Raw genomic sequence first — 22,064 nt, forward strand, 5'->3', positions numbered from 1 at the left:
CCTCGGCAGCCGTTACCACGGCCAAGGCCCGGACAGCAGCGGACCTGCCCAAGCCGCCCAGGGCCATGACGCTGGCCGAGCGCCGCAAGCAGGTCGCCAAGGACCGGCATGAACTGTCGCCGATGCGCGACTACATGAACGCGCCGGAGAAGAAGCCCGAGGGCAAACCTCACAGCCGACCGGACAAAACCCGCGTCGAACGCGGGCCCGCCGCCGAGTCAAGGGTGGCTTTGCAGCCCCTCGCGGCGACGGCCGAGAACCCGACATGGGTGTCGTCCTGGGCCACCGCGTATCCCGGGATGCTGTCGATCGGTGGGCAGGTGAAGCTGCCCAAGCGCGGAGACTCGTACACCGGGATGTGGCTGTACGTCATGGACGAAGGGGGTTCCCCCGTCGTCCAGCAGGAGATCCAGAAGTCCACGGACGATCCCAGCGGCGACACCCCGGACACCGGGGCCTGGTGCTACGACTGGTGGGCGAGCAACTCATACCCCACCGACCAGTGTTTCTGGTGGGCCGGCAGCGCGCTGGGCGGAATCCTCGAGGACGGCAAGAAGTACTACGCCTGGGTCTTCCTCAACAGCGCCGACGGGACGTCGAGTCCGGGCGGTACCACTTCACCGCTGGTGGAAGCGTTCTACACCCCGGTGATCCCCGGCGCGCAGGCGGGCATCTGCACCTGCTACGCGCAAGCGCACCGCGCCGACCCGGTCAACACGGCCACCGGCATGTTCTTCGAACAGCTCATCGACGCCTCTCTGGTGAGCCCTGGTGTGCCGCTGACTCTGGAGCGTACCTACCGCTCCGACTCGAGCGCCGTCGGTCTGCTGGGGCGCGGCTGGGCGACACCGTTCGACGCGAAGCTGACGCTCGCGACGGGGAAGGTGACGTACCGGACGGGTGACGGGGCGTCGTTCGTGTTCACGCAGAACGCTGACGGCACATACGCCGCACCCGCAGGTTCGGCGGCCAGACTGGTCAAGGGCACGAGCACTTACACGATCACCACGCCGGACCACACCAAGCGGACCTTCGACAGCAGCGGCCGGCTCACCTCCGTGGTCGACAAGGCGGGCAAGGGACTGAGCCTGACGTACGCGTCCGGCGTTCTCGCCTCCGTCAAGGACGCCGCCGGCCGCACCACCACGTTCACGCCCGGCACCGACGGACTGCTGTCCAAGGTGGGCCTGCCCGACGGTACGTCGGTGTCGTACGGCTACACCGGCGGTCTGCTGACCTCGGTGACCGACCCGGCCGGCAGGACGTCGTCGTACGCGTACGACGCGAACAAGCGGCTGTCCTCCTACACCGACCCGGCGGGTGGCAAGGTCGCCAATGTCTACGACACCTCGGGCCGCATCAAGTCCCAGACCGACCAGAACGGCAAGACCACCACGTTCACCTGGGACGGCAAGAGCGAGTCGCACACCACAGCACCGGACGGCGGCGTGTGGACCGACGTGTACGCCGGCAACGTCCTGATGGAGACGATCGACCCGTACGGCAAGAGCATCGCCTATGACTACGACCGTCATCTGCGGCCCGTCGCCATCACCGACCAGCGCGGCAACACCACCGAGATGACGTACGACAGCGCCGGGCGGATGCTCACCCGCAGCGCACCCTCCGCGCTCGGCTACGCGGAGAGCTGGACCTACGACAGCGCGGGCAACATCACCAGCCACACCGACGGCCGTAAGAACAGGACGACCTACACCTACAACACGTCGAACCAGCTGACGTCGACCACCGACCCGTTGGGCGGCAAGACCGCCTACACATACACCGCGCTCGGTTCGCTGGAGACCGTGACGACCCCGCGCGGGAAGGTCACCACCTACGGCTACGACGCGGCCGGCAACCGGACGTCGGTCACCACACCGCTGGGTGAGAAGACGACGTTCACCTACGACAGGGCCGGCCGGATCCTGACGAAGACGGACCCGCGCGGCAACGTCTCCGGCGCCGACCCGGCCGACCACACCACGAGCTACGCCTACGACGGCCGCGGGCTGCTCAGCTCGGCCACCGACCCTCTGGGCCGCACCACGACCTACGAGTACAACGGCGCCGAGCAGCTGACATCCGCCAAGAACCCGGCGGGCGACACCACCACGTTCGCCTACGACGACGCCGGGCACCTGACCCGGACCACCGACCCGTCCGGCGACTCCGTCACCCGCACCTACGACGCGAGCGGACGTCTGGCCTCCGAGACCGACGCGACCGGCGGCAAGACCACCTACGCCTACGACAAGATGGGCCGCCTGCTCAGCAGCGTCTCGCCACGGGGAAACATCTCCGGCGCCGACCCGGCCGCCTACACCACGAGCTACGCCTACGACGCGGCCGGTAACCGGACGAAGGTCACCGGTCCGACTGGTGCGTCGACCACCACGACCTACGACGCGATCAACCGTCCGCTGGTGGTCACCGACCCGCTGGGCCACACCACCGGCTACACCTACGACGCCAACGACAACGTCACCAAGATCACCGACGCCGCGGGCGAGACGGTCACCTCCGTCCACGACAAGAACGACCGGCTGACCAGCAGCACCAATCAGCTGGGCAAGACCACCACCTACGCCTACGACGCCGACGGCAACCTGCTCAGCCGCACCTCCCCGCTCGGCCACAAGGAGAGCTGGACCTACGACGGCGACGGCCGCCGGGCCACCGCGGTCGACCCGCGCGGCAACGCCACCGGCGCAGACCCCGCCCAGTACACGACCACGTACGGCTACGACCCGGCCGGCAACCCCACCACGGTCACCGACCCGCTCGGCGGTGTGACCACCACCGCCTACGACGCCATGAACAACGTCGTCAAGCAGACGGACGCCGACAAGCGCGCCACCGCCTACGGCTACGACAAGCTGGACCGGCTGACCGAGGTCACCGCTCCCGACGGCGCGGTCACCACCTACGGCCACGACACGGCCGGCAACGTCACCGAGCGCACCGACGCCAACGGCCACGTCACCACGTACGGCTACGACGCGGCCCGCCGCCTCACCTCGGCCACCGACCCGCTGAAGCGGGAGACCACCTACGCCTACGACGCCGACGGCAACCTCGCCAAGAAGAGCACGCCCCGCGGCTCCACCACCTACACCTACGATCCGCGCGGCCTGCTCACCAAGGTCGACCACTCGGACACCACCCCGGATGCGACGTTCGGCTACAACGATGCCGGACAGCTGACCGCCCGCGCCAACTCCAAGATCTCCGAGGACTTCGTCTACGACGCGGTCGGAAACCTCACCAAGACGCGCGGTTTCGCCTACACCTACGATGCCGCCGGGCAGATGCTCACCCGCAAGTACTCCGACGGCAACACGATCACCTACACCTACGACAACGACGGCCGCACCGCCACGATGCTGGCCGACGGCAAGACCACCACCTACACCTGGGACCCGGCCGGAAATCTCACCAGGTCCGCGCTGCCCAACACCGAGACCGAGGACCGCACCCACGACCGGGCCGGCCGCCTCACCGCCGTCACCTCCACCAAAGCCGGCACCACGGTCACCAAGACCGCGCATACCCTCTCCCCGGCGGGCCTGCCCACCCACGTCGACATCACCCGCGCCAACGTCGGCACGACCGGCTACGACCTCACCTACGACACCGCAGGCCGCCTCACCTCCGGCTGCTTCCCCCAGCCCTGGGCCGCCGGCTGCGCCGCGAGCCGCACCACGTCTTACACCTACGACAAGGTCGGCAACCGCCTCACCTCCACCCTCGGCACCACCTCCACCAGCTACGCCTACGACGCCGCCGACCAGCTCACCTCCACCACCACCGGCACCACGACCACCGCCTACGACTACGACGCCGAAGGCAACCAGACCAAGAAGGGCGCCGACACCTACACCTACGACCTGGCCGGACAGATCTCCGCCGCCACCGTCGCAGGCACGAGCTACACCTACGACCACGACGCCGGCGGCAACCAGGTCGCCACCCTCAAGGACGGCGCGGTCACCCACCGCACCCAGTGGGACCCCAACGCCCCACTGCCGGTCCTGGCCACCGAATACGACAGCGCCTGGGCCATCAAGCAGTCCTTCCGCTATGACCCCCTCGGCCAGCCCACTTCCGCCAAGACCGGCGCAGGTGCGCTCTTCTACTACCACCACGACACCCAGGGCTCCCCGGTCGACGTCACCAACGGCACCGGCACCCTCTACCAGCGCTGGGCCTACGACCCGTTCGGCACCCGGGTCCTGGGCACCACCACCGGCGGCGCCCCCGCCAGTCCCCTCTCCTACACCGGCGCCCGCTACGAGACCACCACCGGCAACCTCGACCTCCACGCCCGCCAGTACGACACCACCACCGGCCGCTTCACCCGGCCCGACCCGGCCACCCGCGCCCGGACGACGCCGTACCTCTCGCCCTACGCCTACGCCGACAACGTCCCCACCCTCCTGACCGACCCCAGCGGCCTGACCCCCGACGACCCCGACAACGGCCGGGTCGACAGCCTCGGCGAGGCAGCGGGCATCTTCGGTGACGCCTTCGTCGATGTGGTCAAGTCGCCCTTCGTGTTCCTCGGGGACGCACACGACGCCTTCACCGGAGAGAACGGCGGCGCCGGCGCCTTCGTCGACAAGTACCTCCCCGTGCGCCCCGCCTACCGCCTCTACCGCGCCGAGTACATGCTCCGTCAGCAGGGCTGCGACGCCCTCGCCGACCTGTACGCCGAAACCGCCGAAGAACTCACCCAACAAGTAGCCCTCGTCGGCATCGGCGGCCTCACAGGGTGGCGGCGACAGGCGTACGAACCGGAAACCTCCATCCTGAGAGCCGAAGGGCTACCGGAAGGCTCCGCCGATGTACCCCTTTACAAGGCTCCTGGCATCGGAATGACCGATAGGATTCTCAAAGAAGGATTCCAGGAGAGCGACTTCCCGGGGTCCGGAAATGGGTATCCAGATGGGCGAGCATACTTCGGCCTGTCCGAAGAAGGGAAGACAATCGCACTCGACTACGCCGGTCGCGGAGGGTATGACGGTGGCGTCATCGAAGTTATAATACCGAAAGCTGATTTCGATCGATATTTCAGCGATTACATAGGATCACATAACGGCGTTCCTCGCGTGGAGGTAGCCATTCCAAACACGGCGTTTGATAAGCTCAACCAGTACCCGAGAAGGCTGGTGGACAATGAATAGTGAAAGGCTCACTGAAATCGAGGCACTCCTCATAGGAAAGACGATCGAGGGTGAAGTCGAGGCGGTCTTCCGCTGGGGAGTGATCGTGAATCTGGGATTGTCCCGCGTTGGTCTCATCGACGCCCTGTATGTTGATGATGGGGACAATTATCAGGTTGGCGATCGAATCAGCGGCCATCTTGATTCCTTCGATGAGCAGAAGGATAAATTCATCTTCAGACCACCCGGCCAGATCCCGCTTTCTGAGCGGTTGAGGCGGGCTGGAGAGAAATAGGAGGGGAGTTTCTCTTCTTCTATCTGTCCGGCTGATCAGGTATGGCCAGAGAGGTTGCCTTCATTCGGCAGCGCAGGCCAGTCACGACATGCGGGCCACCGTACAGTGCTCTGGCGGTGGCCCGCTTCGAAGTCCGCATGCTTACTGGCTGTTCTCTATCCGCTCCGGTGGTCGGTAGGGTTCGAGCAGGGACCTGGTCCGGGTGATTCTTGCGGCGCGAATGCATAGGAGAAGGGCCTCTTAGCAGCTCGCGGTTGTCGAGTCCAGCGAGGAGCAGGAGGCCCTGTTGTCAAAGTGTCGCGTGGGCACGGGTGTCGGGTCCAGTCCGTCCACTCCTGGGTGTGACTGTCTCGCCCACAGGTTCGGGAACGCGGCCGACTGAGGTTCCCCCGTTGCTTGGGAGGGGCTGATCAGCTGGTCAGGCAGGTTGGCGGGGTTTCAGGTTCGTTCGTTCGGCCGTTGCCCGCTCGGCGTAGTGCTGCTCTTCGAACTCGACGGGGCTGAGGTAGCCGAGGTGTTTCTGGATGCGTCGGCTGTTGTAGAACCCCTCGATGTACTCGAAGAGCGCGAGGTTCGCCTCGGCCCAGGTGGCGAAGGTGCGGCCGCGGAGACCCTCAGTTTTGATGAGCATCCAGAGGTTCTCCGCGAGGGCATTGTCGTACGAGTCCCCGACGGATCCCATGGATGCCTCAACTCCTGCCCACGCCAGACGTGTTGTCAGCTTCACGGACGTGTGCTGACAGCCGTGGTCCGCATGGTGAATCAGCTGGCCGAGTTCGGCCTCCCGGGAGGCGAGGGCGTACTCGAGGGTGGTCAGTACGAGGTCGGCGTCCGCGTGGGCAGCAGTCTCCCAGGCCACCACCCGGCGGGAGAACGCGTCTCTGATCGCCGACAGCCACAAGGGTCCCTCACCTGTGGGGATCATGGTGAGGTCGGTGACCCACAGCCGGTTCGGTCTGTCGGCGGTGAGGTCGCGTTGCACGAGGTCGGGGCGAGTTCGGCGTCCCGGTCGCGGAGGGTGAAGCCCTTGCCCGTTCGGCGAGGGCTGATCCCGGCGAAGCCGGCTTCGCGCATGAGCCGTTCGACTCGTTTGCGGCCGACGTGGACGCTTTCCCTTTTCAGGACGGCATGCACGCGGGGTGAGCCGTAGATGCCGTCGGAGGCGGTGTGGATCTGCTGGATCTGTCCGGTCAGCTCGGTGTCCCGGCGGCGCCGTTCGCACGGCTCCTTCTCCGCCTGGCGCCAGCGGTAGTAGGTGGAGGAGGGGATGTGCAGTTCCCGGAGGGTGGGCTCGACCTCCAGGTGAGGGTGCTCGTCGAAGAGCGCCGTCACCTGGGCCGGGTCGGGTCGAGCTGTGCCGCGAAAAAAGCCGAGGCCGTCCGCAGGATCTCGTTCGACCGTTTGAGCTGGGTGTTCTTCTTGCGCAGCGCGGTCCACTCGGTGCGTTCGTCGCTGGTGAGCAGGTCGTCGCGTTCGCCGGCGTCGGCCTCGGCCTGGCGGATCCAGCCGCGCAGGGCCTCGTGGTGCACGCCGAGTTCCTCAGCCATGCGGCGGATGGCGGGCTTCGGCTCCGACGCGCGGTACATCCGTACCGCACGCTCACGCAGCTCCAGCGGGTACTTCCTCGGGGCAGGCATCAGCAGGGCTCCTCTCTGTGAGTCCTGTCCGACCCCCTGTCACCACCCTCCGCATCTCGGGGGAACCTCAATGTGCGGGGCGTGTCTGTCTCCCGTTCGCGTGGGAACGCCGACGTGTGGGCCAAGCGGCCGTGTTGGGAACAACCGGTCCGGGCGGCGCTGTTGCATCGACCGGGGACCGGCGCCGCGCGGGCGGGGGGCGCGGAGACCACAAGGTCGTCCGCCCCACCAGGATCCGGGCCCCGGGATCGCGGTACGCCCGCCGCGCCACTTGGACCAAGACGTATCTCTGCAGGAGGACTGTTCCATGACTGACCGGCCCTTGACGCTCATGGCAGTACACGCCCACCCCGACGACGAGGCCACCGGAACCGGAGGGGTCCTCGCGCAGTACGCGGCGGAAGGCATCCGCACGGTTCTCGTGACGTGTACCGACGGCGGTTGCGGTGACGGACCGGGGGGTGTCAAGCCGGGCGATCCCGGGCATGACCCGGCGGCCGTCGCCTTGATGCGCCGTCAAGAACTGGAGGCGAGCTGTGACGTCCTGAAGGTCAGCGAGCTGGAGATGCTGGACTACGCCGATTCCGGGATGATGGGCTGGCCGAGCAACGACGCCCCCGGATCCTTCTGGCAGACCCCCGTCGAGGAAGGGGCCGCCCGGCTTGCGGAACTCATGCGGCACTACCGACCCGATGTGGTCGTCACCTACGACGAGAACGGCTTCTACGGTCACCCCGACCACATCCAGGCCCACCGCATCACGATGGCGGCGCTGGAGATGACCACGCTGACACCGAAGGTGTACTGGACCACGATGCCCCGCTCGGGGATGCAGCGGTTCGGCGAGATCATGCGCGAGTTTCATCCGGACATGCCGGAGCCGGATCCTGCCGAGGCCGCCGCGATGGCCGAGATCGGCCTCCCCGACGATGAGATCACCACGTGGGTGGACACCACCGCGTTCAGCGGTCAGAAGTTCGACGCGCTGGCCGCGCACGCCAGTCAGGGCGAGAACATCTTCTTCCTCAAGATGGGCAAGGAGAAGTTCGGTGAGCTGATGGGCACGGAGACCTTCGTACGTGTCAAGGACGTCACCGGCGCCGCCGTACCCGAGAACGATCTCTTCGCCGGACTGCGCTGATCCACCTGTCCGACCGGTGGCCGGGAAAGCTCATCGGCCGCACGGCGCGATCGAGCGGGACACACGGAGTCGCCGTTCGTCGCGAACTTTCCGGCGCGGTCAATCTCGGTGACCGAGCTGTCACACGTGACCTCGGCGACGAGCAGCGCCCGTACGGCTCCTCGCCGAACTACACGGTCGTCGTGACTTCGCGCGGACACTTCGAACGTCGTGAGACCTGGACCTCCTTCTCACAGCGCCCCGGGCGGCGAACCGGTGGGGCAACCGCCGGGCGCTCACCGGAGCGCTCCTGCTCTTCGCCGCCGCGTGCGCGGCCATCGCCGTCATCGGCGACAGGACGGCTCATGGCCCCAGCAGTGCCCGGCCGACGAGGAAGAGATTCAGACCGGCGACGACGGCGCAGACGACGACCGCGGCGAGCGTGGTCGTCCGCTTGTTCACCAGGGGACCCATGACCGCCCGCCGGGCGGTGAACAACAGCAGAGGCACCAACGCGAAGGGGATGCCGAAGGACAGGACCACCTGGCTGAGGACCAGGGCCTGGGTCGGGTCGGCCCCCAGGGCGAGTACGGCCAGGGGCGGTGCCATGGTGATCAGCCGGCGCAGGGTCAGGGGAACCTGCCGGCGCAGGAACCCGCGCATGATGACCTGTCCCGCGAAGGTGCCCACACCGGCCGAGGCGAGTCCCGAGGCCAGCAGCGCGAGCGCGAAGGCCAGGGCCGCTCCGGGGCCGAGCACCCGGCCCAGCCCCTGGTGGAATCCGTCGAGTGTCTCCTCGACCGGTCCGCTTCCGTGCAGGGTGTTCGCCGCGAGGACGAGCATGGCGGCGTTCACCAGTCCGGCCAGTCCGAGGGCGAGGACGATCGCCGTGCGATGGGCGCGCAGCTCGCGGACTCTGCGCGCGAGGGGCTCCGTGGAAGGCACGCGGCTGAGGGAGGAGTGCAGGTAGATCACGTGCGGCATGACGGTGGCACCGATGATGCCGGTGGTCAGCAGCAGGCTCTCGGTGCCTTCGAGGCGGGGCCGCATCCCCGTCATGGCCTCGCTCCAGGAGCCGGCCACGACGGCCTGGTAGGCGAAGCCGGCCAGGATCGCCAGCAGCAGAGCGGCCGTGACGATCTCGAACCGGCGGCGTCCCTCCGGGGCGAGCGTGAGCAGCAGGAGGGAGACGCCCGCCACGACGAAGGCCGCGGGCAACAAGGGCATGCCGAACAGCAGGTGCAGCGCGACGGCTCCTCCGACGAACTCGGCGAGGTCGGTCGCCATGGCGACGAGCTCGGCCTGTGCCCACAGGCCGTAGGTGACCGGACGGGGGGCGCGCTCCCGGCACAGCCGGGGCAGGTCCTGACCGGTGGCGACGCCCAGTTTGCACGCGAGGTACTGGACGAAGACGGCCATGATGTTGGCGAGGGCGATGACCCACAGGAGCATCGGCCCGTACCGGCTGCCCGCGGTCATGTTCGTGGCGAAGTTGCCGGGATCCATGTAGGCGACCGACACGACGAGCGAGGGGCCGAGCATGGCGGCCGCGGCACGGAGCCCGGACCGTCGTCCCGCCCGGGCCCCGGGGTCCGGCGCTCCCTCCGGCGCGCGTTCCGGCCCGGCGGCGGGCGGGGGTGCGGGGGCCTCGGCCGTGTCCGCGGGTGGACGCAAGGCGGCTACGGGAACGTCGCGGTAGGTGCGCGGGTCAAGCATGACGTCCGGTCTTCCCCGTGCCGTCGGAGTGCGCGGGGTCGGCGGGGCCGTGTAGCCGGTGGGCGGCGCCGCCGGCGGACCGGTGCAGAGCGGTGATGCGCCAGACGACCACGGCGAGCAGGCCGAACGAGGTGAGGGTCACCGCTGTGTCCGTCCCGAGAGCCAGGCCGGTCAGGGCGGCGGCGAGGTACAGGGCCGTCAGGACGGAACGGCTCAGGACGGAACGGCTCAGGGCGGGTCGGCCCGGAGCGCGGCGGCCCGGCTGATGCGGTACGGGACGGGGGGCGGCGGGAACGGTGGGGGCCATGATCGCTGCTCCGCAACGGAGGGAGGGCGGGCACGGCGGCCGGGGTGGGCGGCCACCGTGTGTGCGGGGAGGAGGCGGGCGCGGCGGCCGGGGTCGGCCACCGCGCCGTGGAGGGGACGGGCGTCCCTGCGGGGGCCGGCCGTCACTCGTCGGGGCTGAGCGCGTCCTTGATCTTTCCCTTGACGCCGGTCTCGGTGCCCAGGACGGGTCCCTTCGGTTCACCGCGGCTGCCGTCGTAGGTGGAGTACAGCCGGGGGTCCGGCGGAGGTGCCATGCCCTTGCCGCCGAGCGGCTGGGGACTGGTCAGCACGGACAGTTCGTGCTCTCCGTCGGGTGCGGGCCCGGTGGCCCACAGGCCGGCGCCGGACTCCGTGCCGTCCGAGAGGTGCCACAGCTCCTGCGCGTGCTGGCGGTACTCCTCCTCCTCCAGTCCGCCGGGGACGACGACGCCCTCCAGTCCGTCCTCCCGGAGCTGCTCGATCGCGGCCAGCCACTGGTTCTGGTGGACGGTGTCCCGGGCAAGGTTGAACTTCAGCATGTCCTTGACACCGGGGTCGTCGGTCATGCGGTAGAGGCGGGCGGTCTGCAGCCGGCTCTGCGCCTCGGCGGCCACGTTGGCGTAGAAGTCGGCCAGCAGGTTGCCGCTGGCGACGGCGTAACGGCCGTTCCAGGGGTAACCGTTGCTGTCGGCGGGCAGGGCCGCACCGCCGGCGATGATCACCTGCTGCGGGTCCATGCCGCCGAGGACGGCGCCGACCGCGGGATCACTGGTGGCCATCTTGGCGGTGGCGGTGGCCGGTGCGCCTTCGAGGAGCCGGGCGACCATGGTGGCCAGCATCTCGACGTGGCCGATCTCCTCGGTGGCGATGTCCATGATGAGGTCTTTGTACTTGCCCTCCATGCGGCAGTTCCAGCCCTGGAACAGGTACTGCATCATCACGGACATCTCGCCGTACGCACCGCCGACCAGCTCCTGGAGCTTGTGCGCGTAGATGGGGTCGGGCTTCTCCGGTGCGGCCTCGAACTGCAGGCGCTGTGTGTGGGTGTACATCGCCGCTCCTCGTGTGAGTCGTTCGCGGTGCGAGCGTGCCCCGCCGGAGGGCGGGGTCCGGTCGCCGGATCGCGTCGATGACGCTAGGCGCGGCCTGTCACCGCTCCGTCTCCGCCGGCGTACCGGGGCCCGGGGCGAGGTCCGTGGCGAGCAGCCGTGAGGAGGGGGCCCAGGGGCGGAACAGGTTCTTCCATGACCGCCCGGGTCACGCTCCGCGACCGTCCGGGCCGGGCTCGGCGCCCCGTGGTGCGGTGGAGCGGCTCCGGTGACGCCGGGGTGACGCGGGAGCGCGCAAAGCGCGGGGGCGCACGCACCGCGTCCGGCGCCGGGACCGGGGCCGGGACCGGGGGAGGGGGAGGGGCCGGGGCCGGGGGAGGGAAGTCGTTTGGCGGAACCCTCACCGGTTACCTGGGAAGTCCGGAGGTTGGAAGCGCAGCCTCGTGCCACGACCGGCACGGACGGCCCGCCCGACGCCCCTGGCCCACCGGAGGGCCTCGGTGAGCCAGACGGCCGTTCCGGCGCCCGCCACTCGATTTCCGGTGCAAGCGATGGATCCGGACCCGGACACCCCACCCGTGCGGTCGTCGTGCGCCGCCCTGCGGCTGCTCGGCTGCTTCACCCTCCATGTCGACGGACGGGCGGTCTACATGCCGCCGACGGCGCAGAGACTGCTGGTCTACCTCGCCCTGCACCGGCAGGGCGGCAGTCGTGAGCAGGCCGCCGAGCTGCTCTGGCCCGACCTGCCGCGGGCCCGCGCCGCCGCCGGGCTGCGCTCGGCGCTGTGGCGGCTGTCCCGGCGCAGCGACCAGCAACTGGTGACGGACCTCGACTCCGGTCGCCTGTCCCTCGCCGAACACGTGGACATCGACCTGCAGGCGGCGACACGCTACGCCGTCGGCCTCGCCAGCGGGACCCATGACGACACTCCCGGTCCGGAGATCCCCGCGCAGTTGCGCGAGGACCTGTTGCCGGCGTGGTGCGACGACTGGCTCCTGGACGCCCGCGAGCACTTCCACCAGACCAGGCTGCACGCGCTCGAAGCCGTCAGCCGCCGTCATCGCCGCGACGGCCGTATGTGCGAGGCCCTGATCTACGCCATGACGGCCGTGGAGGCCGAGCCCCTGCGGGAGAGCGCGCACCGGGAGGTCACCGCCGTGCACCTGAGCGAGGGAAACACCGCGGAGGCGCTGCGGCACTTCGACTCCTTCCGGCGGCGGCTGCGCGGGGAACTGGGTCTGTCCCCCTCCGCGGGCTACCGCCATCTCGTCGCCCCGTACCTGGGCAGGCCGGTGGACGCCCGGTAGTCCTGGCGTTCCGAGCGGCCGTCCGCCCGGAACGTGGGGTGGCCGGCCGGACCGGGGGTTCCGCGCGCTCACGGTGCCGAGCGGAACGCCCTGCCCTGCGGGGTCATCGTGGAACCGCCGCGGAACAGCGTGGTGCCGGGACCCGGTTCGTCGGTGCCGAGCCCGAACCAGGCGTACCGCTGGAGGTAGGGCAGCCCGGCGAGCATCTTCGTCGCCGAGGCCAGGAAGGCGGCCTGCTCCTCGTCCGTCGGGTAGCGGGTGCCCTGGGAGAAGTCGATGAGGGCGAACTCGGTCAGCCAGATCGGCTTGCCGTAGCGCTCGTGGACGGCGTCCAGGTAGCCGCGCAGCTGCTGCACGGCCGCCTCGGTGCGGAAGTCGGCGCCGTACCAGTGCAGGGCGATGAAGTCGACGCGGTGGCCCCGCTGTTCGGCCCCCTTCATGAAGCGGTCGAGCCAGCCGTCCGGTTGGTCGCCGCCGTAGGCGACGGCGGGGCTGCCGAGAATGCTGCCGGTCGATTCCAGCCGCGGCCACAGGTCGAGGGCCTGCTCGACGGACATGTTCGCCTGGGAGTCGAAGTCGGGTTCGTTGAAGCCCAGCAGGTGGGGGCCGGCCGCCTTCGCTTCCGCCAGGGCCTGCGGGGTGACGCTGTCCGCCCCCCAGATCATGGGTACGAAGTCCGCGTCGCCGGAGACCGTGCCCGGGTGCCCGGTGGACCAGGTGTAGTACCAGCCCGCGCCGGACTGCTCCAGCGCCTGGGACGCCCCGGGGAAGGACCAGACACCGACGCCCTTGCGGTCGGTGGTGACCACCGGTGACGTGGTCGCGGGCTCCGCGGCCGTCTGCCGGCGCCGGGACGGGGACGGGCCGGGGGCGGTGGTGACCGGGGAGGACGGTCGCGCGCTCCGCTTCGTGGACGCGGTGGTCCCGGCACCGCTGGGCGGGGCGGGGGCCGTGGTCGGCGAGGCGCTCGGGGACGCGGGCCGGGGAGCGGCGGCCGGTGCCGGAGCGCCGCTGTCCCGCGAGGGCAGCAGGACCCAGGCGCCGAGGACCACCACGGCGGTCGCGAGCGCCGCGGCGACCGTCCGGCCGTGCGGCCGGTGTCCCTTCGCACGGCGCCGGTGTCCGGAGCGCCCGGCCGGGCGGGTGCCGCCGCGCCCGCCGGGCGTGGTCGCCGCCCGCCCGGCCGCGGGCGTTTCCGGGGCTCCGCCGGCGTACGGGTGTTGCGCCGGGGCGGCATGCGGGTCTCCGGCTCCCGGCTCGACGGCCGAGGGGTCCGGTGCCGTCCGGTGCACGTCCGACGCGACCGCCGCCGACACGGCCCGGTGCAGGTCGGCCGGCGGCACGAGCAGCGGAAGACCCACGAGCAGCCGTGCCACCGGCACCGCGCGACCGTGTCGGTCCTCGCACCGGTGACAGCCGCGCAGGTGCCGGGCGATCCGCTTGCGCCACAGTGGGCTCGGGTGTGTGTCCCAGGTCGCGGTCAGCTCCTCGAGGCCCGGGCAGGGCGGCTGGGCCTCCAGTGCCCGCACGACGGTCCTGCCCACGTCGAGTTGTTCCTTGAGCCGCTGTATCCGCACCGCCGTGTGCCGGCCGGACAGCCCCAGCGCCGCGCACACCTCGGCCCGGCCCAGCTGCCCGGTCTCCTCCAGCCACCACAGGGACAGCAGTTCCCTGCTTCCGTCGTCCAGCCAGCGAGTGGCCTCCACGACCTCGCGGCGGTCGTCGTCCAGCTGGAGCCGGAGGATCGTCAGGGACGCGAAGTCGGACGCCGGGTCGGGCACCTGGGCGACGCGGTCCATCGGCTCGTGCTTCTGCCGGTCCCGCCGGCGGTCCCTCATCCAATCCCGTATCTGCCGCACTGTGATGGCCACCATCCACGCCCGGTACGCCGAAGGATCCTCCAGCCCGTTCAGTCCGCGCACCACCCGCAGCAGCGTCTCCTGCACGACGTCGTCCACGTCCTGATGCCCGTCCAGAGCACGGCCGACGAGGTTGTAGACGAGCGGCAGTGACCGTGAGACCAGTCCTTCCACCGCTCCCGGATCGCCGGCGCGGGCGGCGGACACCAGGGCGCCGTCGAGGTCGTGCCCGTGCTGTGCACCCATGGACCTTCTTCTCCCTTGTCTCGTGCTCCCGGGCCTCCTGCCCTCAAGAGCCTGACGGGGACCGGGCGATCGACGCCCGGCCCCGGTACAGGAGACGTCGGCGGACCGGTACGACAACGAAAACCGCGTGGCACGGACCCGATCGCTCCCACGGCCTGCGGTCGGTGCCTCCGCACAGTGTCCGGGAGGCATGTCATGACTGCCGAGATGGGGCCCCCGGCGTGGATGCACGAGCAGATCACGGCGGAGGAATACGGGTCTTGGTCCGAGGAGCAGTGCACCGGCATCGAGATCGTGGACGGAACGGTCGCCGTGGGCCCCGGCGCGTCCAAGCGGCACAACCGGCTGGCCCGGCTCCTGGCGAACGCCCGAGCGCCGTCACTTCCCCAGCTAGGAGCGCGAGTTCGGTTCTCGTCACCCGCTCCACGAAGAAAGCCCGGTCGGAGATCCGGGCCTTCCTCGTCGCCGAGGGCTTTCCCCGTCCGCGCGGGTACTTCCACCTCGGCCGGCGCTGCGTCTCCCGGGACGCCGGAACCGGAGCTCCGACGCCCGACCCCATCCCTCCACCAGGCGCGACGAACTCGTATACACTTGATATCACTCTTTATACACGCGGAGGTGCATTCGATGACTCGCACGGTGATCGATCTTGATGATCAGCTGGTCGCCGAGGTGGCCAAGGCCCTCGGCACCGGCACCAAGAAGGAGACGGTGAACACCGCACTGCGTGAGGTGTTGGAGATCCGGCGGCGTGCTCTTGCCCTCACCCGCCTGCGGGCGGCGGCGGCCGAGGGCGCCTTCGATCTCGATCTCCTCGAGGACAAGGGGAACTACCGGCAGTGAACGCCGCACAGTTCCTGATCGACACCAGCGCGCTCGCTCGCATGCTGCGCGGCGACGCCGAGCAGTACGGATGGGACCGGGCGGCGGCAGCCGGGCTGATCGCCACCTGCCCCATCACCGAGTTGGAGTTTTTCTACAGCGCGCGTTCCGCCACCGACCGTGCACGAGGCATCGAAGACCTGCGCCTGCTCTTCGGCTGGGTGCCGGTCGACGACCGCGCCTACGACCGTGCCTGGCAGGTTCAGGAGGTCCTCACCCAGCGTGGACAGCACCGCAGTGCCGGAGCCGTCGACCTCGTGGTGGCCGCCACGGCCGAGGCGCAGGGACTGACCCTCCTGCACCGCGACCGGGACTTCGAGTGCATCGCCGCCGTCACCGGCCAGGCGCTCCAGTGGTACGGACCCGAAGCCGGCAAATGAACCAAGAGGTCGGGCACCGGCTGTTCCGTGGAACCAGCGGCCGTCGGCCCTGCGGTGGCCCACGAGTTCCGGCCGGGAACCGGCGCGTACGCGTAGGGCTCCCCGGCCGGATCCACGACCGGCCCCAGGCGGACGCGATGTCCGCCCGCGCGTGTGCTCTGCCCACCGGCGACCGCGTTCGTGCCCATAGCGTGCCCGTACGAGCGCGACAACGGTCAGCAGCGGTGCGGTCCGACGCGTCGGCCGCCCCAGCGAGCAGGCATCGACTCAGGTCAAAGCCATGAAGCCCGTGCGAGCGCCGTCGCTTCCCCAGCGGAGAGCGCGAGTTCGGTTCTCGTCACCCGCTCCACGAAGAAGACCCAGGCCGGGAACCTGGGCGTTGTCGTCGTGCGCGGTGATCGGTGACCGCGTGCCGGAAGTGCGCCGGATACGCACCACCGCGTCTCGGGGGGACCTCAACTGGAAGCGACGGCGGCCGTGCCCGGCCGGCCAGGCCGCGGAAGTCGTCCCGGAAAGGGTGGGCGGCGATGCCGGTGACGCCCGGACAGCACCCCCCCCCGGGCCGCCCAAGCCGCCCCGAGCGGCCGGCGGGCGGGGAATTCCCGGTGATCTCGCGAGCGCGTGAAAGACGTGAAAGAGGGGCCGTCCCGGCTCATCCCGGGACAGCCCCTTCCTCGTGTGCCAGGGCGGCGTCAGGGCTTGAAGACGTCCTTGCCCTTCTCCTTGGCCTCGCGGGCGTCTCCCGTGCTCTTCTTGGCCTGCCCCTCGGCGGCCATGCGATCGTTCCCGACGGCGCTTCCCACAGCCTTCTCGGCCTTTCCCTGGACCTGCTCGGCCTTCGCCTTGGCCTTCTCACCGGAACTCATGGAATACGCCTCCTCGTCGTGTCCTCGCCGCTGTCGCGGTGAAGTCCGCGTGCCCCCACCTTTCCTTCACAAACAAGGCGTCGCCGGCGAATGACGGCGCCGGCGCCGGGCAAACGGTGGCGCAGGAGGTTGATGACTATGGTTCCCCTGTTGCTGGTCCTGCTCCTCGCGCTGATCCTCTTCGGCGCGGGATTCGCCGTGAAGATCCTCTGGTGGGTCGCCATCGCCGTCCTGGTGCTCTGGCTGCTCGGCTTCGTCATGCGTTCCACCTCGGCCGGCGGTGGCCGCGGCCGCTGGTACCGGTGGTGACGCGTTCCTGAGTCGCTCCACCCCTCGCAGGGCCCGGCCACTTCGGTGGCCGGGCCCTGCGCTCACGCGGGGGACACCGGAACGCCGCGCCCGGCGGACGGGACCGGCCGAGGGGATCCCGAGCGGCTCCGGGTGCACCGGCGGGCGGCCGCCGGCGGGGCGGAGCCTGCGGGGAGGGACCGGCGAGGAAGGGCCGGCGGGGAGGGGCCGGGTCAGCTGCGTGCGAAGAACTCCACCTCCGCCAAGGCCAGGTGACGGCCCCCGGTCAGGCCGGCGGCCGAGCGCAGGACCAGGCGGACCGTCCGCACGTCGCTGATGCCGGTGGGAAACGTCTGCGGGCCCGGCTTGTCACTGAGGGTGAGTTCCTTGCGGCGCCGTTCGCCGTCCCGCGTCGTCACCTCCATCTCCAGGTGGAGCGCGCGTGCCTGGCGGGCGTAGTGGTCCGGAGACGTGGACGCACCGTTGGTGATGATCAGATCGACCAGCCGGAACGGTTTGCGGAAAGTGTAGGTCACCGAGGCGCCGGGCGCCGGCGCGCCCCAGTAGCGATTGCTCAGCCCGTCCGTGGTGTTCGTCGCCGGATGCCGCGGTACCTCGGCACTCGCCTCGACGGCCACGGGGGTCACCGGCTTCGCCTTGCTCATCTTGTCCCGGGTGTCCTCGACCAGGGCCCGTCCGGCGGGCAGCAGCAGGAGGCCGCCCGCGCCCAGAGCCGCCAGCACGGCCAGGATCACCAGGAGGCGCACCGCCCGGCCCGAGCCGGCCCGTACCCGGCGGCGCAGCGGCCACACGGTCCGCCACCACGGCAGCGGAGCGGGCCTGGGGGCGGGGTTCAGCGCGGTCGCGCAGCGCCGGCAGAACCGGCGGCCCGGCGAGTTGAGCGCACCGCAGGCGGGGCAGGGCACGCCCGCCCCCTCGTCCGGCACCGCCGCCGGTCGTACGACGGGACGCGGGGCCACCGGCTTCGCGGGCCGTACGGGCAGCACCGGGTCCGGCGCCGGCGCGTCGGGGGTGGGGGCCGGCGGTGCCGCCGGGACCCCCGGTGGCCGTGCCCCCGTTCCGGACGCGGCGCCGCCGGACCCGGAGGGCCCCCGTGTCGTGGTGGGGGGAGCTGTTCCGGGGCGGGGGGCCTCGCCGTCGCCGGTGGCCGGGCGGTGTGCGGGAGCGGGAGTGGGAGCGGGAGTGGGACGCCCGGTGCGGGCGCCGTCAGGTCCGGGCTGGTGCGGAACGCTCACGGCCCCCTCCCGGCCGGTGCCGGTGCCGGGCTCCCCGCCGTCGCCGGAGGGCGATCCCGCGGTGGTCGTGGCACCCGCCTCCCCGCGGTTCCGGCTCCCCGGCCGGGTCCGCGACGACGCGGTGCGGGGAGGCGCGGCGGGCGCGGACCCGTCCGCCGGGGAGGGCTCCGGGGCCGGATCCGGTGCGGCCGGGGGTTCCGCGGGCGTGCTCGGGCCGGGTCTCGTGTCCGACCAGCCGAGGTACGCGCCGCAGTTGCCGCAGAAGTCGTCCGTGGGGCCGTTGGACGCCCCGCACGAGGGACACGCGCGCACGGCGTCACCTCCCTTCGTCGGCGGGCGGGCCGGGCAGGATCTCCACCCGGCAGGCGGTGTGCGCCGGGCACATGGCCCGGACGATCTCGTGCACCCTGTCCGGATCGACCCGTGCCTCGCGGCCGGGCCACACCCGGACCAGGGGTCCGGTGGGGGACTCCGGCGGCAGGCCGGCGCCGGGGGTGCCCGACCACACCGCGCCCCCGTCCCCGGTCACCTCGGCGTGCACGCCGAGCGCGAGCCGCAGGGCCTCGACCAGGCCGCGTCCGGTGCCCCGCCACCGGTGCAGCTCCACCGCGCGGACGACCGCGTCGCGGCGCAGTTCCACCGGCCACTGCGGGTCGTCGGCGGCGCCCACCCACGACGCCAGCCAGGCCAGGAAATCGGTCGGGGCCACCCGGGGGTCGAGGTAGGCGGCCAGGTTGTCCAGGGTCGCGAACACGGGGGCGAGGACGGTGTCGAGGCCGGCGGTGAACCGCTGCGCGAAGTCGTCGTCGGCGTAGAGGGCGGGCAGCTGTCCGCCGATCGGGTACCTGCTCGGCAGGCCGGGTACGGCGGCGCGGCTCATCGTCGTGCCTCCGGTTCCACGGCGGTGTCGGCGGTGCTCATCCCCGTACCCCTCCCCCGGTTCCCGGCCCGGTCGCGGTGACGACCACCTGGTGCTGGTAGGAGAAGACCAGCGCGCCCGGGTCCACGTCGACGCGGTCCGTGGGCGCGCCGCGCCGGCCGGTGATCGGGTCGGCGGGGAAGAGGCGGATCTCCTCCACGAGCGCGTTGCCGGTGGCGTGCTGCAGCACGCCGAACACCTCCCCGTACTGCACCGGCCGCCCGAACGGCCACCCGACGCCGTCCGGACCACCGTGCAGCGGGTTGAGGTGCCGGAACAGCGCGTCGAGCGCCGCCTCGCGCACCGCGTCGGTGTCACCCGGCGCCGCCACGAGCCGGGCCACCACGGTGACGCCCTGGTAGACCGGCGGCTCCACCACCACGCGGGTGCCGATCAGACGCCGCTCGTCGAGGCTCGCGGTGATCGCTTCGAGGACCTGGTCCGAGGGGATCAGCTGCTCGAAGCGGAGCCGGTCGTCGCCCTCGTCGGCCACCGCGTCCGGCACCACCAGGACCCGTACCGCGCCCCCGCCGTCCGCGGCGGGCAGACAGCGGACCCGGCGGACCGAGGGCGCCGCCCGGCGGCTGATGATCTCGTAGTCCTCGGCGGTCACCGCGCGCTCCTGCATCCGCAGCGCCTGCGGGGCCCGCAGCTTGGCGTTCTCGACGGTCTCCCCGGCGACGCCCCCGCGCGCCGCCTCCCGGTTGGTGACCCGGGCGACGTACGGAACGGAGCTGCGCAGCACGGAGATCGCGCCGCGGGCGACGCTGCCCGCCGGGCCGCCGCCGGTGCGGTAGCGGGCCACCCGCACCTGTGCGCCCTTGGGCGGGACGGCACCGCACTGCCGCAGCGTGCCGTCCGGCTCGCGCAGCACCGGGGGGAAGTCGAACTCCCCGGTGGTGGCGTCCACCCGGACGTGCCGGTCCTCGGGGCCGGAGCGGCCGAAGTGCTCGACCACGTCCCAGCGCTGCCATCCCTCGGCCGAGGACACCTCCACCACGGGGGGCTCGCCGTCGAGGAGGACGGGCGGGCGGCCGAGCCGGAACGTCTGTCCCGCGACGCCCTCGGAGGTGCCGAGCGGTACGTCGGTCACGGTCTCGGCGTGCTCCACGGACGTGGTGCCGCCCACGGTGAACACCGCCGCCTCGCGCACCGTCGGGGACTCCGAGTAGAACGGCTGGCCCGGCTCCGCCCCGGTGACGCGGCAGCGCAGCCAGCCGGCGCGCGTCCCGCCGATCACCGACGCCGTGTGCCCGGCCGGTACGTACACGATGACCTCGCCGGGACGGTTCAGCCCGCCGGTGGTGTCCGGGCCGGTCTCGCACACCCGCCAGCCGCCGCCGTCCCACGCCTCCCACACGAGCGGGGGCTGACGCGGGTCCACGCCGACGCCCTCCACCCGGCTGTCCAGGCGCACCGCGACGATGCAGCCGGGCACCGCCGTCGGCAGGCCGAACAGCAGCGCGTCGTCCGGCTCCGGCGCCGCCTGGAAGCAGGGGATGTCGCGGCCTTCGGCGAGCGCCCCGGTCCGGTCGGTCTGCTCACCGGTCCGGTACGCGGTCACCAGGCGCGTCAGCTCGCTGGGCAGGATGCGCAGGGGGGCCGTGGTCGCGAACACCACGGCCTCGTCGGTCTCACCGCGCGCGGTGGTCACCTCGGTGCCCGCGGGCAGCTCCACCGTGTCGGGCTGCGGCGCCGACAGCCAGAAGTCGACCTCGGCCACGGCCGCGGCCGGCGGGAAGAGGCGGATGCCCAGCAGGTCGAGGAACGCGGTGTAGTTCTTGTCCGGGACCCGGTTCAGCCGGTACAGCAGCTGGTCCACGAGATACGCGAACGTCTCGATCAGGGTGACGCCCGGGTCGGAGACGTTGTGGTCGGTCCACTCCGGGGCGCGCTGCTGCACGTACCGCTTCGCCTCGTCGACGAGTTGCTGGAACCGCCGGTCGTCCAGGTTCGGGGAGGGCAGGGCCATCAGTCCGCGACCGCATCCTCGGTCCCCTCCTCGGAGGGGATCGTGTAGAAGGGAAAGACCAGGTTGCGCCGGTCGTTGGTGGAGCGCACGGTGTAGTGCACGTCGATGTAGAGGGTGCCGTCCTCGACGGCGTCGAAGGCGACCACCACGTCGTCCACCGCGACGCGCGGCTCCCACCTCTCGAGGGCCTCGCGCACCTGCTGCGCGATGCGTCCGGAGGTGGCGCCGTCGCCGGGGGCGAAGACGTGGTCGTGGATGCCGCAGCCGAACTCGGGGCGCATGGGGCGCTCGCCGGGCGCGGTGCCGAGCACCAGGCGGATCGCCTCCTCGATCTCCCGCTCCCGTTCGACCATGGCGATCCCGCCGGTCGGCCCGACCCGCATCGGAAACGCCCAGCCGCGCCCGATGAACCGCTCGCTCATCACACGCCCCCGATCAGGACGTTCGGGGCGCCGGTCAGGATCATCGCGCCGCACGCGGTCCGGTCGCGCGCCCGCGCGGCCGGTAACCCGCCGATCAGGACCGTGGCCGCGGCCGGGTTGGGCAGGATCACGTTGGCCGGGCCCGTGGCCGCGTGCGGTGGCATCGGGCAGGTGTGCAGGCTGCCCGTGACGGCGGCGGGGCGGCCGCCGATCAGCACGCGGGCCACGGCCGCGGCGGCGCCGGGCGGCGGGGTGGCGATCACACCGCCGTGGTCGGTGGGGTCACCGGTACGGGCTGCGGCCGGCATGCGTTGCTCCTCGGGAAGTCGGGAAGTCGGGAAGTCGGGAAGTCGGGGAGTCGGGAGGGTCGGGGAACGGC

20 protein-coding genes and 1 pseudogene are annotated in these 22,064 nt (G+C 71.2%); 8 read left to right on the forward strand and 13 right to left on the reverse strand.

The annotated features are described in order from the left end of the window. Window positions 1-65 precede the first annotated feature (65 nt). Together ACF07S_RS14090 and ACF07S_RS14095 are read left to right on the forward strand one after the other, a co-directional pair. Window positions 66-5,186 (forward strand): DUF6531 domain-containing protein, encoded by a 5,121-nt coding sequence (locus ACF07S_RS14090; protein WP_391974258.1) that lies wholly within the window; start codon window positions 66-68, stop codon window positions 5,184-5,186. Next, entirely contained in the window at window positions 5,179-5,460 is a 282-nt protein-coding gene (locus tag ACF07S_RS14095; protein WP_391974259.1) for a hypothetical protein, read from the forward strand. Before ACF07S_RS14090 ends, ACF07S_RS14095 begins: the two co-directional genes overlap by 8 nt. A 418-nt stretch (window positions 5,461-5,878) precedes the next feature. Here the strand turns inward: ACF07S_RS14095 and ACF07S_RS14100 are convergent, their stop codons facing one another. Genes ACF07S_RS14100 through ACF07S_RS14110 form a run of 3 tightly spaced genes read right to left on the reverse strand, consistent with a single transcriptional unit; the run spans window position 5,879 to window position 7,097 of the window. After that, window positions 5,879-6,442 carry an IS3 family transposase gene (locus ACF07S_RS14100; protein ID WP_391974260.1) on the reverse strand — a complete coding sequence of 188 codons (564 nt, stop codon included), beginning with the start codon at window positions 6,440-6,442 and terminating at the stop codon, window positions 5,879-5,881. Further along, on the reverse strand, window positions 6,382-6,792 hold the full coding sequence (locus ACF07S_RS14105) for an IS3 family transposase (protein WP_391974261.1): 411 nt from the start codon (window positions 6,790-6,792) through the stop codon (window positions 6,382-6,384). Before ACF07S_RS14105 ends, ACF07S_RS14100 begins: the two co-directional genes overlap by 61 nt. Continuing rightward, window positions 6,789-7,097, reverse strand: a complete 309-nt coding sequence (locus ACF07S_RS14110; RefSeq protein ID WP_391974262.1) for a transposase — start codon at window positions 7,095-7,097, stop codon at window positions 6,789-6,791. The genes ACF07S_RS14105 and ACF07S_RS14110 overlap by 4 nt, the downstream gene beginning before the upstream one ends. Before the next feature lie 307 nt (window positions 7,098-7,404). On the opposite strand from ACF07S_RS14110, the gene ACF07S_RS14115 reads away from it, so the two are divergent. Then, a complete protein-coding gene (locus ACF07S_RS14115) occupies window positions 7,405-8,238 on the forward strand; it encodes a PIG-L family deacetylase (protein ID WP_391974263.1) in 834 nt (277 codons plus the stop codon). Between the two features lie 342 nt (window positions 8,239-8,580). Here ACF07S_RS14115 and ACF07S_RS14120 read toward each other — a convergent pair whose 3' ends face one another. The 3 genes from ACF07S_RS14120 to ACF07S_RS14130 all read right to left on the reverse strand — a co-directional run bounded on the left by ACF07S_RS14120 (window position 8,581) and on the right by ACF07S_RS14130 (window position 11,291). Next, window positions 8,581-9,933 carry an Nramp family divalent metal transporter gene (locus tag ACF07S_RS14120; RefSeq protein ID WP_391974264.1) on the reverse strand — a complete coding sequence of 451 codons (1,353 nt, stop codon included), beginning with the start codon at window positions 9,931-9,933 and terminating at the stop codon, window positions 8,581-8,583. Beyond that, window positions 9,926-10,240, reverse strand: a complete 315-nt coding sequence (locus tag ACF07S_RS14125; protein WP_391962781.1) for a hypothetical protein — start codon at window positions 10,238-10,240, stop codon at window positions 9,926-9,928. The genes ACF07S_RS14120 and ACF07S_RS14125 overlap by 8 nt, the downstream gene beginning before the upstream one ends. A gap of 142 nt (window positions 10,241-10,382) precedes the next feature. Next, window positions 10,383-11,291 carry a manganese catalase family protein gene (locus ACF07S_RS14130; RefSeq protein ID WP_391962780.1) on the reverse strand — a complete coding sequence of 303 codons (909 nt, stop codon included), beginning with the start codon at window positions 11,289-11,291 and terminating at the stop codon, window positions 10,383-10,385. A 548-nt stretch (window positions 11,292-11,839) separates the two neighbouring features. Between ACF07S_RS14130 and ACF07S_RS14135 the strand changes: the two genes are divergently transcribed. Continuing rightward, window positions 11,840-12,595, forward strand: a complete 756-nt coding sequence (locus tag ACF07S_RS14135) for a BTAD domain-containing putative transcriptional regulator (RefSeq protein ID WP_391962779.1) — start codon at window positions 11,840-11,842, stop codon at window positions 12,593-12,595. Window positions 12,596-12,663: 68 nt separating this feature from the next. Here the strand turns inward: ACF07S_RS14135 and ACF07S_RS14140 are convergent, their stop codons facing one another. Then, window positions 12,664-14,700 (reverse strand): sigma-70 family RNA polymerase sigma factor, encoded by a 2,037-nt coding sequence (locus tag ACF07S_RS14140; RefSeq protein WP_391974265.1) that lies wholly within the window; start codon window positions 14,698-14,700, stop codon window positions 12,664-12,666. Between the two features lie 195 nt (window positions 14,701-14,895). Here ACF07S_RS14140 and ACF07S_RS14145 point away from each other — a divergent pair. From ACF07S_RS14145 to ACF07S_RS14155, 3 genes and pseudogenes are all read left to right on the forward strand, one after another. Then, window positions 14,896-15,069: pseudogene (locus tag ACF07S_RS14145) on the forward strand (Uma2 family endonuclease); the annotation flags it as partial. Between the two features lie 258 nt (window positions 15,070-15,327). Further along, a complete protein-coding gene (locus tag ACF07S_RS14150; RefSeq protein WP_391974391.1) occupies window positions 15,328-15,543 on the forward strand; it encodes a type II toxin-antitoxin system VapB family antitoxin in 216 nt (71 codons plus the stop codon). Further along, entirely contained in the window at window positions 15,540-15,962 is a 423-nt protein-coding gene (locus tag ACF07S_RS14155; protein WP_391974266.1) for a PIN domain nuclease, read from the forward strand. The genes ACF07S_RS14150 and ACF07S_RS14155 overlap by 4 nt, the downstream gene beginning before the upstream one ends. A 692-nt stretch (window positions 15,963-16,654) precedes the next feature. On the opposite strand, the gene ACF07S_RS14160 is transcribed toward ACF07S_RS14155, so the two are convergent. Further along, a complete protein-coding gene (locus tag ACF07S_RS14160) occupies window positions 16,655-16,828 on the reverse strand; it encodes a CsbD family protein (RefSeq protein ID WP_391962776.1) in 174 nt (57 codons plus the stop codon). Between the two features lie 138 nt (window positions 16,829-16,966). Here ACF07S_RS14160 and ACF07S_RS14165 point away from each other — a divergent pair, with 138 nt between their 5' ends. Further along, entirely contained in the window at window positions 16,967-17,137 is a 171-nt protein-coding gene (locus ACF07S_RS14165) for a hydrophobic protein (protein WP_391963049.1), read from the forward strand. Between the two features lie 212 nt (window positions 17,138-17,349). Here the strand turns inward: ACF07S_RS14165 and ACF07S_RS14170 are convergent, their stop codons facing one another. The 5 genes from ACF07S_RS14170 to ACF07S_RS14190 form a co-directional block, all read right to left on the reverse strand. Next, complete coding sequence (locus tag ACF07S_RS14170) at window positions 17,350-18,063, reverse strand: NADase-type glycan-binding domain-containing protein (RefSeq protein WP_391974267.1); 714 nt, start codon at window positions 18,061-18,063, stop codon at window positions 17,350-17,352. 625 nt (window positions 18,064-18,688) lie between these two features. Then, entirely contained in the window at window positions 18,689-19,252 is a 564-nt protein-coding gene (locus ACF07S_RS14175; RefSeq protein ID WP_391974268.1) for a phage tail protein, read from the reverse strand. Between the two features lie 37 nt (window positions 19,253-19,289). Next, a complete protein-coding gene (locus ACF07S_RS14180; RefSeq protein ID WP_391962773.1) occupies window positions 19,290-21,263 on the reverse strand; it encodes a putative baseplate assembly protein in 1,974 nt (657 codons plus the stop codon). Beyond that, window positions 21,263-21,685 carry a GPW/gp25 family protein gene (locus ACF07S_RS14185; protein ID WP_391974269.1) on the reverse strand — a complete coding sequence of 141 codons (423 nt, stop codon included), beginning with the start codon at window positions 21,683-21,685 and terminating at the stop codon, window positions 21,263-21,265. The genes ACF07S_RS14180 and ACF07S_RS14185 overlap by 1 nt, the downstream gene beginning before the upstream one ends. After that, a complete protein-coding gene (locus ACF07S_RS14190; protein ID WP_391962771.1) occupies window positions 21,685-21,993 on the reverse strand; it encodes a PAAR domain-containing protein in 309 nt (102 codons plus the stop codon). The genes ACF07S_RS14185 and ACF07S_RS14190 overlap by 1 nt, the downstream gene beginning before the upstream one ends. Between the last annotated feature and the right edge of the window lie 71 nt (window positions 21,994-22,064).

This window comes from Streptomyces sp. NPDC016640 (assembly GCF_043076215.1).
In the GTDB taxonomy this organism is placed as follows: domain Bacteria; phylum Actinomycetota; class Actinomycetes; order Streptomycetales; family Streptomycetaceae; genus Streptomyces.

Coding starts and splice junctions, on each gene's coding strand:
- ACF07S_RS14090 (WP_391974258.1), top strand. CDS start 66: ATGACGCTGGCCGAGCGCCGCAAGCAGGTCGCCAAGGACCGGCATGAA.
- ACF07S_RS14095 (WP_391974259.1), top strand. CDS start 5,179: ATGAATAGTGAAAGGCTCACTGAAATCGAGGCACTCCTCATAGGAAAG.
- ACF07S_RS14110 (WP_391974262.1), bottom strand. CDS start 7,097: ATGCCTGCCCCGAGGAAGTACCCGCTGGAGCTGCGTGAGCGTGCGGTA.
- ACF07S_RS14115 (WP_391974263.1), top strand. CDS start 7,405: ATGACTGACCGGCCCTTGACGCTCATGGCAGTACACGCCCACCCCGAC.
- ACF07S_RS14120 (WP_391974264.1), bottom strand. CDS start 9,933: ATGCTTGACCCGCGCACCTACCGCGACGTTCCCGTAGCCGCCTTGCGT.
- ACF07S_RS14125 (WP_391962781.1), bottom strand. CDS start 10,240: ATGGCCCCCACCGTTCCCGCCGCCCCCCGTCCCGTACCGCATCAGCCG.
- ACF07S_RS14130 (WP_391962780.1), bottom strand. CDS start 11,291: ATGTACACCCACACACAGCGCCTGCAGTTCGAGGCCGCACCGGAGAAG.
- ACF07S_RS14135 (WP_391962779.1), top strand. CDS start 11,840: ATGGATCCGGACCCGGACACCCCACCCGTGCGGTCGTCGTGCGCCGCC.
- ACF07S_RS14140 (WP_391974265.1), bottom strand. CDS start 14,700: ATGGGTGCACAGCACGGGCACGACCTCGACGGCGCCCTGGTGTCCGCC.
- ACF07S_RS14150 (WP_391974391.1), top strand. CDS start 15,328: ATGACTCGCACGGTGATCGATCTTGATGATCAGCTGGTCGCCGAGGTG.
- ACF07S_RS14160 (WP_391962776.1), bottom strand. CDS start 16,828: ATGAGTTCCGGTGAGAAGGCCAAGGCGAAGGCCGAGCAGGTCCAGGGA.
- ACF07S_RS14165 (WP_391963049.1), top strand. CDS start 16,967: ATGGTTCCCCTGTTGCTGGTCCTGCTCCTCGCGCTGATCCTCTTCGGC.
- ACF07S_RS14175 (WP_391974268.1), bottom strand. CDS start 19,252: ATGAGCCGCGCCGCCGTACCCGGCCTGCCGAGCAGGTACCCGATCGGC.
- ACF07S_RS14180 (WP_391962773.1), bottom strand. CDS start 21,263: ATGGCCCTGCCCTCCCCGAACCTGGACGACCGGCGGTTCCAGCAACTC.
- ACF07S_RS14185 (WP_391974269.1), bottom strand. CDS start 21,685: ATGAGCGAGCGGTTCATCGGGCGCGGCTGGGCGTTTCCGATGCGGGTC.
- ACF07S_RS14190 (WP_391962771.1), bottom strand. CDS start 21,993: ATGCCGGCCGCAGCCCGTACCGGTGACCCCACCGACCACGGCGGTGTG.